At 32.6% G+C, this 15,667-nt stretch carries 4 protein-coding genes and 1 pseudogene; all 5 read left to right on the top strand.

All coding sequences use genetic code 11. The features are described 5' to 3' along the window. Window positions 1-553 precede the first annotated feature (553 nt). Window positions 554-7,300 (top strand): annotated as a pseudogene (locus GMC_RS22900) (non-ribosomal peptide synthetase); the annotation flags it as partial. Between the two features lie 23 nt (window positions 7,301-7,323). Then, entirely contained in the window at window positions 7,324-10,497 is a 3,174-nt protein-coding gene (locus GMC_RS22895; RefSeq protein ID WP_369073172.1) for a non-ribosomal peptide synthetase, read from the top strand. Window positions 10,498-10,507: 10 nt separating this feature from the next. Beyond that, on the top strand, window positions 10,508-12,595 hold the full coding sequence (locus GMC_RS0101615; RefSeq protein WP_010520491.1) for a polyketide synthase: 2,088 nt from the start codon (window positions 10,508-10,510) through the stop codon (window positions 12,593-12,595). A 16-nt stretch (window positions 12,596-12,611) separates the two neighbouring features. Continuing rightward, on the top strand, window positions 12,612-13,136 hold the full coding sequence (locus tag GMC_RS0101610; RefSeq protein WP_040472294.1) for a GNAT family N-acetyltransferase: 525 nt from the start codon (window positions 12,612-12,614) through the stop codon (window positions 13,134-13,136). A gap of 33 nt (window positions 13,137-13,169) precedes the next feature. Next, window positions 13,170-15,599 (top strand): outer membrane beta-barrel family protein, encoded by a 2,430-nt coding sequence (locus GMC_RS0101605; protein ID WP_010520489.1) that lies wholly within the window; start codon window positions 13,170-13,172, stop codon window positions 15,597-15,599. The last annotated feature ends 68 nt before the right edge of the window (window positions 15,600-15,667 follow it).

The raw sequence follows: 15,667 nt of genomic DNA, 5'->3' as shown, positions 1-15,667 counted from the left end.
TGTAAAAAATAAGTTAAGTATTTTTGTACCTCTTACTGTTGCTGGTACTGCAAATCAAAATATAAGGACATTTTTCGGATTTTTAAATAAAAGAAATACCGGATTATCTTCCCTTTATTGTTGTTTTAAGGAAAAAACATCTAAAAATTCACTTCAAAACTGGATATCAGCATATCATAACGATTTGATTGAATTAGCTCTCGATATTAAATTAAAGGTAAATGATGAGTCTTTTTTAAGTAGTACAGGCATCCTATCGTGGGATAATGAGTTTAGCAGGGGGCTGTTTTTTGATAAAACAGAAAACCAATTTGAAAAGATTTCAAAGTTAAAGCAAATAATTTCTTCCCAATTAAGCAGGAATGAAATCTTTCCTTCAATAGAAACCACCTTAGAAAATAACATAATAGCATATGAACTTGCCGGATCCTTGGGGGTTGATGTAGTAGTCGAATACACTAGGGAAATAATTACAGGACTCAGTCAAAAAATTACTGCCTATAAAAATACAGTGGAAACATTGTCTCCAAACAGAAATAGAAAACATGTTGTAATGCAGGTTTTTTGTTTTACCGGAGAAACTGAAACTGAAGCAAAAGACAATGCATACCGGTTTTTGTATGAAAGAGCGCAGGAAAATGACGCGTATTGGTTACAATTTATAGTACAAAACGGCAGTACAGCTGAAATTTTACGAACATTAAGTTTTGATGAAAAAGAATATGTTCTTAAAAAGTATATAAACAAGTGTATACAAGAGCGTGTTTTAACCGGAACAAAAGAGTACTGTAAAGAACAACTGCAATACCTCTTCACTTTGGGAATTGACGAAATTAATTTTAGTACTTCTCTGCACGATAAAAAATTAACACACCTGAATAGTATTATATCACTTTTAGAAAATAATCAGAAAAAAACAAAAGACGATAAGATAAATACAAGGCTTGATTCTCTTTGCCCTATTGTTTCTCCTGAATTCATGGAAGAAGTTAAAACCGAAACAAAAAAAACAATTGAAGAAGATAAAGGCTTAAAAAATGAAAATTTTACACTTCCTTTAACAGGTGATCAAAAAGCACTGCTTGTATTATCGAAAGTGAGCAAAGGAGCCATGATGACAAACTCTCAAACTTGGGCTTTAAGAGTTGAGGGTGCGCTGGATGTTGATAAACTTCAAAGATCATATCAAAAAGTTACCGATCGTCATATTGGAATGAGAATAACCATTGATGAAGAAACACTTGAACAAACATTTCATCAACGGTTTGATGTAGCTATTGAAGTTGTCAATATAAAAGAAGAACAGAACTCCGAACAGTTTGTAAAAAAACACCTTAAAGAGGAAGCGGATAGACAATATGATTTGAGTGAATCCCTGCACCGGCTGACAGTTTTAAAAATTAATGAAAATCACTTTGTAATTGTTCTTAGTTGTAACCATATTACTATAGACGGAGTAGGTGTTAGTGTACTTTATACCGAATTGGCAGCCTATTATAACGATTTCAATGCTAAACTTGAAGAAACAATGGGTTTTGACAAGTTTGTAAAATGGCGTTTGGACCAGTCAAATGAACAACATTTTAAATTACAGGAAGAGTATTGGCTAGATGAGGTAAGCTCTGAAATTCCTGTTTTGGATTTACCACTCGATAATCCACGCCCATTAAGCAATCAATACAACGGTTCATCATACCTTATGAACTTTCAGAAAGATTTTTTTAAAGATCTTAAAGCATTTTCCGTAGACAACAACTGCACATATTTTATGTTAGTATTTGCAGCATTTCAGTTACTCCTCTACCGTTTGTCCTCTCAAAAAAAATTGGTAATTGGAGTTGCCTTTAACGGTCGTACAATACCAAACAGTGACCTGATGATTGGCTTTTGTGCAAATATTTATCCGATTTTATGTGAAATAAAACCAGAAGAAAATATACTGGACTTCTTATCAAGGGTAAAATATAAGCTGTTTAATGCTTATGAAAATCAAGACTATCCTTTTAGCCAGCTAATTCAAAAAGGACTAAAAGATAGAGATATAAGTAGATTTCCTTTTTTCTCTGTAGCTTTTAACTGGGACCGGTTAACACTTCCGAAAATGGACGGAGCTTCTGTCAGTTGGGAGGTATTTAAACAAGAACATGTAAAACTCGACCTTGTGCCAAACCTTATGGAGGTAAATGGCGAGTTAAGTATGACCCTCGAATATAATACCGATCTTTTTACCGTTAAAACAATTGAAAGGTTTTGCATGTATTACGAAGATATTTTATATGAAATTATAAAAGACCCTAAAGCCAGCATTTCATCATTGGCCAATTGTATTGAAAGTGATACTTTACAGATGGAAATGTGGCAGGGCAAGCAAGTTAAAGCATTTGAAAATATAAATGCCTTCCATGAATTATTTGAATACTATGCAAGTGTAAAACCTGATAAATTTGCCTTAATTCAGGGTGATAATAAGCTGAATTTTAATGAAGTAAATGAGAAAGCGAATCAGCTTTCCAGAAAATTTTATAATGAAGGCTATCAAAAAGGAGATTTAGTAGGAATTTGCCTCGATAGGTCTTTTAATCAAATTATAAGTATACTATCTGTTATGAAAGCCGGATTGGCTTATGTACCTATTAATCCTGAATTTCCTGATTCAAGAGTTTCACAACTAACTGCTGATGCAAATATAAGATCGGTTATTACCATAGCGGCATACGCCTCAAAATTTCCTGTTGATGATTTACAAAAAATTATTCTCGACGATCTATCACAATTGAAAGCACTGGAAAAAAACAGTAAAAATAATTTGGAATTGGAGATTAATAGGGAAGATTTAATTTATGTAATGTATACTTCCGGAACAACAGGAAAGCCGAAAGGAGTTAGAATTGCACATAAAGGAATCTTAAATCTTGCACATAATTTTTCAGTATTTTTTGAACAAGAACAGATTGATATAGATCAGAATTGGGGATGGAACTCTACCTTTACCTTCGACGGCTCATTAAATGCAATTACACAATTTTATCAGGGAAGAACATTAGTATTACTTGAAGATGTTAAAGAAAAATCTCCTGAAGAATTCTGGCAGTATTTGAACAGCCTGGATGTAAAAGTTGTTGATGTTACCCCTTCCCAACTACAGTTTCTTTTACCTGGACTTTCTTCGGGTAATATAACTTCAGCTCCTAATTTAGTAATCGGGGGGGAAGCAACAGGGCAAAGCTTACTTGAGGAAATAAAAAATTACTGTAAGCAGTACAATACTGTAGCTTTTAATGTATATGGACCTACAGAATGCTCTGTAGTGAGTCATATAAGCGTAATGAACGATCATGAAAAACCTGTTATAGGAAGAACACTTGATAATGTGGAAGCATATGTGGTAAATAATCTTTTACAGCAGGTGCCTGTAGGGACCAAAGGTGAGCTTGTACTGGGAGGGATAGGAGTATCTGAAGGATATCATAATAACGAAGAATTAACAAAGCAAAAGTTTATTAAAGTACCTGAATTGAGTACTGGTAAATTATACAGAACCGGTGATATTGTCAGATGGTTACCAAACGGAGTACTGGAATATATCGGGAGATCAGATAATCAAGTTCAAATCAGAGGAGTTCGGATTGAATTGGGAGAAGTAAAGGCACTAATTAATAAGATGGATGAGGTGAACGAATGTATTGTGGTTTCAAAAACTGATGCCGATAATATTAGTTCACTTGTAGCATATCTTGTCCTGAATAAAGATGTTACTGTTACCGAAAGTGAACTCTTTCAAAAAATGAAATTATATCTTCCCGTAAATATGCTGCCTTCTTCTGTTATTTATATAGATGAAATTCCCATGAACCTTAACGGGAAAGTTGATTTTAAAAAACTACCCGATACAAATGCAGTTATCAAAAGTGATTATGTGCCTCCTGTAAAAGATATGGAAAAGGTACTTTGCATGATTTGGCAGGATGCATTACAGCTTGAAAAAATAGGAATTTATGATGACTTCTTTTTTATAGGCGGACATTCACTGATTGCCACGAAAATCATAGCAAAAATTCAAACAATTTTAGGGAGAAAATTAAATTTAACAGAAATATTTAAATATTCAAATATAGCCTTGTTGGCTCAGTTTTTAGAAGGCGAGAATAAACAGGAAAATAAATCTGGAATTATTCCAGTATATTCTGAAAACAAACAGGAAAGAACACTTTCTTTTCAACAGGAAAGCTTTTGGTTGCTGGATAAAGTAATAGCAGACAAAAGCGTATATAATGTTACTGAACTTTTTGAATTAACAGGAAAAATTGATGGCAAAGCATTAAACAGAGCCTTATGCAATATTGTCGAAAGGCATCAGATATTGAGAACAGTTATTAAAACCGGTGCAGGTAATACTCCTGTTTCTATTTTGCTTAATAAGCCGGCTGAATTGCTTGAAACTGTAAGCTGCAGTGAAAGTGCATTTTCCGAAAGTTTTTTGAAGGAACATCAGAAAAAAGTATTCAGAACTACTTTCAACTTAAATGAAGGATACATGCTAAGAGCAAGATTGCTTCAAGTATCCGATACCAGATCGTTTCTGTTACTTGCAATACCACATATAGCAATAGATGGATGGTCGATGAATATCTTTATGAATGAACTAAGGGCTGCTTATGAAAGATTTACCTATGGTAGTAAAAACACACTGGAAAAACTACCTGTCCAGTATGCTGACTACGCAGTCTGGCAAAGGAAAAACTTACAGATACCCATCTGGAAGAACAAAAAGAGTTTTGGATTGACAGGCTCAAAGATATTCCGCTGCTGCATAATTTACCATTAGATCATCCAAGGCCAAAGATCAAATCATATGAGGGAATTGCATTTAAACATAACATTGGAAAGGATCTTTATGATAAAATCTTAAGATTTAATAAAAAGTACGGAGTTACAATGTTTATCACTTTGCAGAGTGCTTTCGCAGTATTACTGAGAAGATGGAGCAATAAGAAGGATATTTTAATGGGAACACCAGTTGCCAACCGTTCCTTAAAGGAAGTCCAAGGATTGATAGGAATGTTTGTAAATACGCTGGTTTTAAGAAATAAGGTAAATGATGACGCCTCATTTCTATCATTCATGCAACAAAATAAAGAAGAGATTATGCAGGCATTCGAATATCAGGACTACCCTTTTAATCTTCTTGTAGAAGATATTAATCCTGAAAGAGAACTGGGACATTCACCTGTATTTCAAATCATGTTTGCTCTCGAGAATAGTAAGGAAGCATCTAGAGCTTTTTCCGATGAAGTAGAAATTAAAAAGGTAAAAAAAGCATACTATTCTTCTAAGTTTGATTTAACACTATACATGAGTCAAAAAGAAGAAGATATCTTAGTCGAATGGGAATATGATACAAACCTTTTCGAAAGTAAGACCATTCATAGAATTGCCGAATCGTACGTAAATGTGTTGGAAAGTATTGTTGATAATCCTGATAAACCTGTTAAAAGGCTGGATTTTTCTTCTTCAGGATTAAAAGAAAAGGTATTATCATTAAGCAAAGGGAAGGAACAAGCTGTTGACAATATCTGTGTACATACATCTTTTGAAGAACAAGTAGTAAAGAATCCCGATGCAGTCGCACTGGAATACCTTAACACGAAAATCTCTTATCAGGAGTTAAATAGGAAAGCCAACAAAATAGCACATTATCTTATTGATTTGGGAGTTAAAAAAGGAGATTTTGTTATCATTCGTACACAAAGGTCGGCAGAAACATTTTTATGTATTTTAGCTGTGCTAAAGGTAGGAGGTGTTTATTTGCCAGTTGATTCAGGGATGCCTGAAGGACGAATGAAGCATATTCTGCAAAATTCGAAAGCAGATTTTATTATATCAGATAGCTCTTCTGATGAAGAGGCTTTTAAAGATTATCAATTAATTAATATTAAAAATGAGGAAGTTACTGTAGCAATACAAAAACAACTGGAAACTAATATAAAAGTAGATACGCTTCCGGCTGATTTGGCATACTCAATCTATACCTCGGGCTCTTCAGGGCTACCAAAAGGATGTTTGATAGAGCATAGGAATGTGCAGAACTTATTACTTTCCAACCGTCATGTTCTAAATATCACATCCAATTCCCGGATCCTTCAGTTTGCATCTATAAGTTTTGATGCCTCTGTTTTCGAATGGGTAAATGCACTGACATCGGGAAGTACACTGGTTATTGTCCCTGAAGAGATCAGAACAATTCCCGAAGCATTGTCTTCATTTATTAAAACGAAGAATATAACACATGCATTGATTCCACCTATTTTGATCCCAAATCTAAACCCTGATGATTTTAAAAATATTACCTCACTGGTAATCGGAGGAGAATCCTGGAATATGGAAATGATCAAAGATTGGAAAGGTATCTGTAATATTTATAATGCATACGGGCCGTCCGAAGCTTCTGTAATAACATCAATTGAAAAAGTAGAAATAAAAGAAGGAGAACTGTTAAATATAGGCCGTCCTATTTTTAATACAGAGAGTTTTGTACTTAATGAGCACCTGGACCTCCAGCCACCGGGAGCTGTTGGAGAGCTCTATATTGGTGGGGCATCTGTGGGAAGAGGGTATTTGAATAATGAAGAGCTTACTGGAAAGAGCTTTATTTTAAGCCCGTTTAATAAAACACAGCGACTTTACAAAACTGGTGATTTGGTAAGATGGAATAATCAGGGAAAACTGGAATTCATAGGACGCTCAGACAAACAGGTTAAGGTAAGAGGCTATCGCATCGAATTGGGAGAGATAAAGGAAAACATTGAAAAATGTAACGGAGTTAATCTTGCACATATACTGGTTGTAAGAAATAAATTTCAGGTAAATGAGATTATAGCTTTTATAGAAGCCCGTAAAGAGATAGATGCAACAAGTATCGAAGAAACAGTAAGTGATTTTCTTCCGTCATATATGTTACCATCTCGTTATACATTTATAGAACAACTTCCAATGACTATTAATGGAAAGGTAGATGAGAAGGAACTGAGAAAGACAGATTTATTTACAGTAGCTGAAAATATAGTTTTGCCGAAAAGTGAGACTGAAAAGAAAATAGCTGCAATATGGGCAGTACTGCTCGGTGAAAAGAACAAAATTTCTGTGAAGGAAAATTTCTTCAGGATGGGTGGTCACAGTCTAACCATTGCACGGTTACTCGGTGAATTGAAAAAGAGTTTTAACATACAGATAGAGTTGAAAGATCTGTACATAAATCCTAGTATAGAAAAACAGGCAAAGCTTGTTGAAAATTCTGAAAAATTAGCCTTTAAATCAGTTGAACCGGTGAAGCCGGCAGCAAATTATATACTTTCTTCTTCCCAGAGAAGATTATGGGTATTATGCCGTTTTCCAAATGTAAATAGAGCCTACAATATATCAAATATAAAACAGATAAACGGTAAGTTACATGCCGAAATATTAGATAAAGCCTTTGTTAGCTGTATTTTGCGCCATGAAAGCCTTAGAACCAATTTTTCAGAAGATATCGATGGAACTTTACGCCAGACAATTCAGGCAGAAGATTCAGTTCGGTTTTCCGTTGAATGTCATAACATTGTAAATAAGAAAAATAATACCGCTAAAATTATAGGTGATTTTACGAATAGAATATTCGATTTATCTTCTGATTTAATGATAAGGGCTCAGCTGATACAGGTAAAAGAAGAACAATGGATATTACAATATGTTATACATCATATTGCAGCTGACGGATGGTCTATCGATATTTTGGAAAATGAATTAAAGTTATTTTATAACGCAATACACCAAAATGAAGAACCTAACCTTCCTGCTTTAGAATTGCAGTATAAAGATTACGCGAATTGGCAGCAAAATACCCTAAAGAGCCCTCAGGGAGAAGCAGACCTTGCTTTTTGGAAAGCACAGTTTAACAATACATTTCCGCTACTCGATTTACCTGCCGACTTTTCAAGGCCTAAGATAAAATCATACAAAGGGTATTCTGAGGTATTTAAAATAGAAAATAACTTGTTGGAATGGCTTCACCCTGTTCTGAAAGAAGAAGAAGCTACTCTTTTTATGGGGCTAACAGCCGTACTAAATATTTTTCTGTATAAATATTCTGGTCAAAATGATATAATTCTTGGTGTACCTGTTGCCGGAAGGGATCATGTCGATTTAAATAATCAAGTAGGATTTTATGTAAATACAATTGCTTTAAGAACACAATTCGAAGAGAAGAACAGCTTTATTGATGTACTTAATATTGTGAAACAAAACATGCTGGCAGGCTATGCGCATCAAATGTATCCGATAGATGAGTTGCTCGACCATATAAATATCGAAAGAGATACCAGTAGAAATGCCTTGTTTGATGTAATGATTGCTTTTCAGGATTTAGATGAAGATAAAAAAGAAGTTTTGAACTTTAATGGTACTCAAACTGTTTCGTATACCGAAGAAGAAAGAGATTACAGTCTGCTCGATCTTACATTTAGTTTTGTAAAAAGTAATAGTGGTTTACAGCTTGAAGTAGAATATGATACAGATTTGTTCTCCAGCGAAACAATTGCGCGAATGGCAGACAACTTTTTATTTTTAATAAAATCGATAGGTAGCAATACCAATTTGGAGATTAACAAGCTAGAAACAGTTACTCAAAAAGAAAAAAATATTCTTTTACATGAGTTTAATAAACCCATAGTATCTAAAAAATATAAAGCACTTAAAGACCTATTTGAAACTACGGTAAAAGCGTTTCCCGATCAGAGAGCAGTTGTATATAATACAAAAGAGTTAACATACGCTCAACTGAATAAAAAAGCAAATCAATTTGCAGCTTATTTAAAAAAGAAGCATAAGATAACAGCTAAAGATTTGCTGGTTATTCATATGGAAAAGACAGAAAAACTGTTGATATCCGTTTTGGCATCAGCCAAAATGGGAGCGGCTTATGTAACGGCAGATATAAATGCACCAGAAGACCGGCTGAATTATATTTTAGAAGATACAAATGCCCAACTGTTGATTGACGAAAAACTTTACCGCAGCTTTGTTAAGGGGGAGAATCAATATTCCGGTAAAAATATAAAAATCAGCATAGCAGAAGACAGTCCTTTTACCATTATTTATACCTCCGGGACAACAGGGAAACCGAAAGGAAGTATTATTACTAACAAGAATATAGCTTCCAGAATTCAGACAGAGGTTAAACTATTAAATAAAAGAAGTAAAATAGTAACTGTAAATACTACAAATGCTGCGTTTGATGTATGTTTGCTTGAGTTCTTTTTGCCTTTGCTAAATGGTGGAAGTATTCTTATTCCTACAAAGGCACAGAACGATTCACATTACGATTTAACTACAGCAATCAAAAAATACAAAGTAAATGTTTTGCAAGGAACTCCGGGTTTTATACAACTTATTTTTCAAGATGTCGCTACTGCCAAAATGTTAAAAGGACTGACTCATATATGTATTGGTGGAGAATCTCTTAACAATACATTGGTTCAAAGAATAAAACAAATACTACCAGAAGTTAAGGTGAATAATCATTTTGGCCCTACAGAAACAACAATAGATGCTGTTGTAAATAAAAACCTAAGCAGCTTTGAAAGAAACATCATAGGAAAACCCATACCACAAACACGGGTATTTATTGTAAACTCTGAAAACATATTGGTTCCTTTAGGAGCTGTAGGAGAACTTTGTATCGCAGGAGAAGGTGTCACGAGCGGTTATTTGAATAATGAGGCTTTGACCAGTGAAAAATTTATAGACTTTCCGCTTAGTAAAGAAAAAATATATAAGACAGGTGACTTGTGCAGGTGGCTTCCTGATGGAAATATTGAATTTATAGGGCGTAAGGATTTACAAATAAAAATACGTGGATACCGGGTTGAACTGAAAGAAATAGAACATGTGCTGATTGAAAATGAAAATATTTTAGATGCAGCATTAATTGTCAGGGAAAATGAATTAAAAAATAAAGAAATAATTGCCTTTGTAGTTCTTGATAAAAAAATGAAATCACATGAAATTAAACGCCACTTAAAAAGTAAACTTTCATTTTATATGATTCCTAATCATATCGTTGAGCTTCCCAGCATACCGTTAACTATAAATGGTAAAAAGGATTATAAGTTTTTAGATGTGATGCTATCCAAAGATAAGCCGCGTTTTATTGTTGATGAACTAAGAACACCCAATGAAATTGATCAACAGATTCTGAAAATATGGGGCGAATTGCTGAAAACAGATACTGTTAAAATTGATGATAATTTCTTCAGTTTGGGAGGGAACTCCATCATGATAATTGAAATTAATAATAGGTTAAAGTCCATATTCAGTATGAACTTTGATATTTCAACTTTTTACGAATATACAAGCATTATTGAACTGTCTGATTTTATTGCAGGGAAAATAAACGCTAAGAATACCGAATATGTTGATCGTAAAGAGCATGCAGACGACGAAATGGAAATATTAAACTTTTAGTTTTTTAAAAATGAATAATGATGTTGCCATTATTGGTGCTTCTGTTAATATAGGAGGAATAGAAACCTTACCGGAATTCTTTTCTTTTTTAGAGAAAGATAAAACTACATGTATTGAATTCCCTAAAAATAGATTTTTCGATATATCTAAAAATTTTGATCATCAGGATATTGCGAAAGGCTCTTATCTAAAACAGATAGATTTATTTGATTATGAATTTTTTGCTTTGGATAAGGATGAAGGCGAAAAAATGTATCCGGGAAACCGATTATTACTTGAAGCTGCTGTAAAAACAGTTATGAATGCAGGTTATAGCAATAAAGATATGGAAAATAAACGGGTGGCAACTTTTGTGGTACAGCAGGAATCAGAATATCATTCCTTATTTCGTAAAATTAATAGAAACTCTTCGGAATCTTCTTACCTGCCAATGGCAGGTACCAGAATTGCTAGTTTTTTTAAATGGAAAGGACCTGTTATGTCTATTGATACAGCGTGTTCATCATCATTGTCTGCATTATATTATGCATGTCAGAGTTTAAGGAACAACGATTGTGATGCTGCTTTTATAGGTGGTGAAGTTATAGATTTTGTGTTGAAAAAGACTGTGGAAGAACATCCTATCTATTCTAAAACCTTTAACTGTGCTCCTTATGATAAAAATGCTGATGGTACTGTTTTTGGAGAAGGAGTCATAGGTATTTTGGTTAAGCCCTTTGACCGTGCTGTTGAGGACAATGATCCTATTTACGCCATAATTAAAGGAGGGGCTCTTAATCGTGGAGAAATGGCTGCTAAAAACATATCTGTACCTAAAGCAGACTCTCAAGCAGAAGTAATAAAATTAGCTTGCGAAAATGCATCCATTTCTCCTGGAGATATTGAATTTATAGAAGGACAGGGTACAGGAACAATTGTTGGAGATACTATTGAACTGGAAGGTATAGCTAAAATTAGAAATAATCATTCATGTTATAAAAACCTTAGTATAAGTTCTGCTAAAGCTCAGTTTGGTCATTTGGGAGTACTTTCCGGATTACTGGGGTTACTTCGAACTATATATGCACTTCAGAGTAGGCAATTACTTGGTCAGTACAACTACCAATCGGCTTATTCTAATTTTTCTGAAGAGAAGAATAATAAAATTAGTATTACAAGAGAAAACAAAACATGGGAAGGCGATAGACTTCTTGCAGGGTTAAGTTCATTTGGTATGACAGGAACCAATGCTCATATTATTATAGAAAACTACAGTATGCCAGAGGTAAAGACAAAATCAGAAATGATGTATCTGTTTACGATTACTGGTAAAGATAAACAGAAGGTAGCTGCGGTAAAAAGATATATATTACAGTATGTTGTAAATAATAACGATGTTTGTCTACATAGTTTAAGCTACTCGCTTAATAGATTGTCATCTAATGCTGGATATAGTGAATTATATGCATTTAAAACTCACAAAGAACTTGTGAGACAAATGAAACAGCAAGAAACTTTTGATAAGCGTTATGATGTAGTTTTGATGTTTCTTATCACTGAAATTTACGACTTGAGACACAGCCTTGAATTTATTGAGGGAAGCACTTATTTTAAAGATTATAACTCAGTGGTTGATAAAAACCATTCAATTACTGACAATCAAAAAGCCATAGTTGCACAATACTTTTCATTTAAGTTAATAACCGTAATGAGTTGTTCAAAATTCAAATTTATAGGAGGTAGTTTTGGTAGATATGTAACAAAACTTCTCTCGGGCGAAATACAACCTGAAGATTTAATAACAGCCGAAAAATTAAGCAAAAAAAAAGCATTCGATGAAAAAAGGTTTTTAAAATATTTATTATCCTTGCCGTCTGAAAAAAATTATACAGTTTTAACCAAAAAGGAAGACATTTCAAGCATTTCAGCAGGAATTTATGGTTATAGTAATCTTGAGCTTTATCAATTTGACCCTGAGGATAATCCATATATTAAAGCATTAAAAACACTAATTAATTGTGGTGTACATCTTAATTTAAAAAAATATTTCGGTGAAGCTGTTTTTCTTCAGGATTTGTTTTTACCTGTTTTTGATAAAAAAAGATGCTGGCCAAAATGAAAAAAATACTAAAATTATGATAGAATTAGAAACGGAAAGATTATTGTTAAGGCAATGGAAACCAAGTGACATAGAAGAATATGCAGCAATATGTCAAGACCCAAAAGTAATGCAGTATTTGGGAGGAAAAACTTTTTCAAGACTCGAAGCTTGGCGACATATGGCTTTTTTAGTAGGGCATTGGCAATTAAGAGGTTACGGTCACTGGGCGGTTGAAGAGAAAAAATCAAAGAAATTGATTGGGCGAGTAGGATATTTATATCCCGAAGACTATCCAGGATTTGAGATAGGTTGGACCCTTTCTAGTAAATTTTGGGGAAGAGGTTATGCATATGAAGCAGCTACTATAGCGATGGACTATGCTTTTAAAAATTTAGGAAAGAAAGAGGTATTAAGTTTAATATCCCCAAAAAATTACTCTTCAATAAAATTATCAAAAAAACTTGGGCAGTCATATATTAAAAATCAAAATGTGATGGGCTTTGATGTGGAAGTCTATAGTATTAGTAGAGAACAGTGGGTTGAACAAAAAAGTAAATAAAAAGTAAATAAAAAGTAAATAAAAAGTAAATATATGAAGCTAGTTTTTTTCGTAAGTTTTTCTATTATTTTTTCAATTAATATTTTTTCTCAGAAAATTGAAATTTATGGAAATGTAATAGACAAGGGTAATAATCCAATTGAATATTCAACTGTAGACTTACTATCACTACCCGATTCACTACATATAAGTCGTACTATGACAAATGAGTCAGGAAGGTTTAGTATAAAGATTGTTAATGACAATAAGGCAAACAAATATAAACTTAATATTGCATCTTATGGTTTTGAATCTATAAGTAAAGAGTTTTCTACTAATCAAACTCTAGATATTGGAACATTTATATTAAATGAGATTGAACAGTTAGATGAAGTTTTAGTTGTAGCAGAAAAAAATCAAATTAATATTAATGGTACTGAAAAATCTTTTGACCCCGGCAGTAATATTTTTTCCAAAAACGGAACGGCTTTCGATGCATTGTCTCATATAGCTGGCTTATGGATAAATCGTGAAGGAGAACTTATTCTAAACGGTAAAAAGGGAGTTACTTTAATGATTAACGGCCAAGAGCAAATTTTAGACAAGGATGCATTAAATGCCGTTTTAAAAAGTATTAATGTAACATCTGTTAAAAATATTGTTGTGAATACTTTACCCTCAGCAAAAAATGAAGCTTCAGGAGCTGCAGGAACAATAGATATTAAAATCAAGGATAGAAAAAGCAATGGATTTGATAGTGATATATCACTATCAACACATTTCAGAAATCAAATAAACTTAATTGGTAACTTGAATTTCAGATTGAAAAGTAATAAATGGTATATAGGCGTAGGCATGGGCATCAGTAAAACTTCACGTTTAATGGATGTAAGTAATATTTTTTTGTACAGAGAAAATGCTTTAGAAACAGATGCAGCCATTCTACAAGAAAATGAATATCGGAATAAGAATATTCATAGTACTATTAAATACCAAGTCAATGATAGTAATGTGATTGGCTTAATTTTTAACGGGTTTAATAATAAAACAGATAATCCAGTTATTTCTTCTACTCATGTAAAACCGATTACACCTGAAACTTTGTTTTTCCCTGATTCTTTATCTGTAACAAATTCTATTAATTTAGAAAGACTAAAAAGTGATTCATATGGATTATTTTGGGATTATGTTTCAAACAACGGAAACTCACTTTATTTTTCTACAGACTACTCATCGTATGATAAGGATTTTGATGTTAACGCTCAAACTTTTTTGAGTTTATTTGATACTCCTGATAACATTATAAAGGAGGAAATAATTGATTTTAGTATTCCTTTTGATGTTAATATCTTTTCCGCAAAACTAGATTATTCTATTCCTATAAAAGAAAATTATTTATTAGAATTAGGCACAAAATATAGTAGAACAGAAAATGATAGTGGTAGGACATTCAGTTCTTCCTTAGATTCCAATATCGAAAAAAGTAATTTTAATTATAAAGAGAATATATTTTCTTTGTACACAAATTATTCTGGACATAAGGACTATAATAGAAAGTATAAACAAATTAATTATCAAATAGGCTTAAGGTTGGAACATACCAACCCTCTTTTTAGCTTTTCTGATTCTGATTTAGTTCCAATAAATGATTACACAAGATTATTCCCAAGTTTAAATCTAGGGTTTGTTTTTGAATCGAATAACACCATTAATATTGGATATAATAGGCGTATACAGCGTCCGTTGTATAATGAATTAAGCCCTTTTGTATTTTTTTTAAGTGATTATATTTCTAGGGAAGGAAACCCTTCATTAATTCCTGAGGATATCCATAATTTTTTATTAAGCTATACCTTCAATAAAGGTAAGGGGAATATAGAATTTAATTATTCTCATTCATTAGATAAAATCACTCAAATGCCTTTTCAAAATTCCGAAAATTTTAATGTTATACTTCAAAATGTTAACATCCAAAAAAGGCAGAATTTTTCAGTAACTGGGATATTCCAAAATAAAATAGTCAACTGGTGGAACATATCTAATAATATTTCAGGTATTTATGATAGGTATTACCAAGACAATTTTGAAGGCAGTAAACTTGATATAAATAAAATAAGTTTTAGTTTTGATACTACACATGAATTTTTGCTTTCAAAAAATTGCAATCTACAGCTTTCAGCATTATATCTATCACCTTTTATTGATGGTTTATATGAGACAAGTAATTATTTTATGGCATCGTTAGGAGTTGAAAAATCTTTTTTTAAGAATAGATTGAATTTAAATATGGAACTACAAGATATTTTTAATACTTATAAAGACGATGTTATCGTGAATTTTAACTCTCTTCAAAGTAAATTTGTTCAAAAAATTGATACTCGAATTTTTAAAGTCGCTTTATCATATAATTTTAAATCTGGAGAAAAGGTAAAAAAGGCGTCTAAAGAACAGAGTAATGAAAGTGAAAAAAGCAGGGTCAATTAGATTTTGTAATATTAAATGTCATATAGAGAGAAATTATAGCGAATATGATTATAGTGTATTATTCTTAT

The organism is Aquimarina agarivorans (assembly GCF_000218485.1).
Classification (GTDB): Bacteria; Bacteroidota; Bacteroidia; order Flavobacteriales; family Flavobacteriaceae; genus Aquimarina; species Aquimarina agarivorans.
Note: the sequence above shows the minus strand (reverse complement) of the source record. Positions and strands in the feature narration are given on the sequence as shown.

Coding starts and splice junctions, on each gene's coding strand:
- GMC_RS0101605 (WP_010520489.1), top strand. CDS start 13,170: ATGAAGCTAGTTTTTTTCGTAAGTTTTTCTATTATTTTTTCAATTAAT.
- GMC_RS0101615 (WP_010520491.1), top strand. CDS start 10,508: ATGAATAATGATGTTGCCATTATTGGTGCTTCTGTTAATATAGGAGGA.
- GMC_RS0101610 (WP_040472294.1), top strand. CDS start 12,612: ATGATAGAATTAGAAACGGAAAGATTATTGTTAAGGCAATGGAAACCA.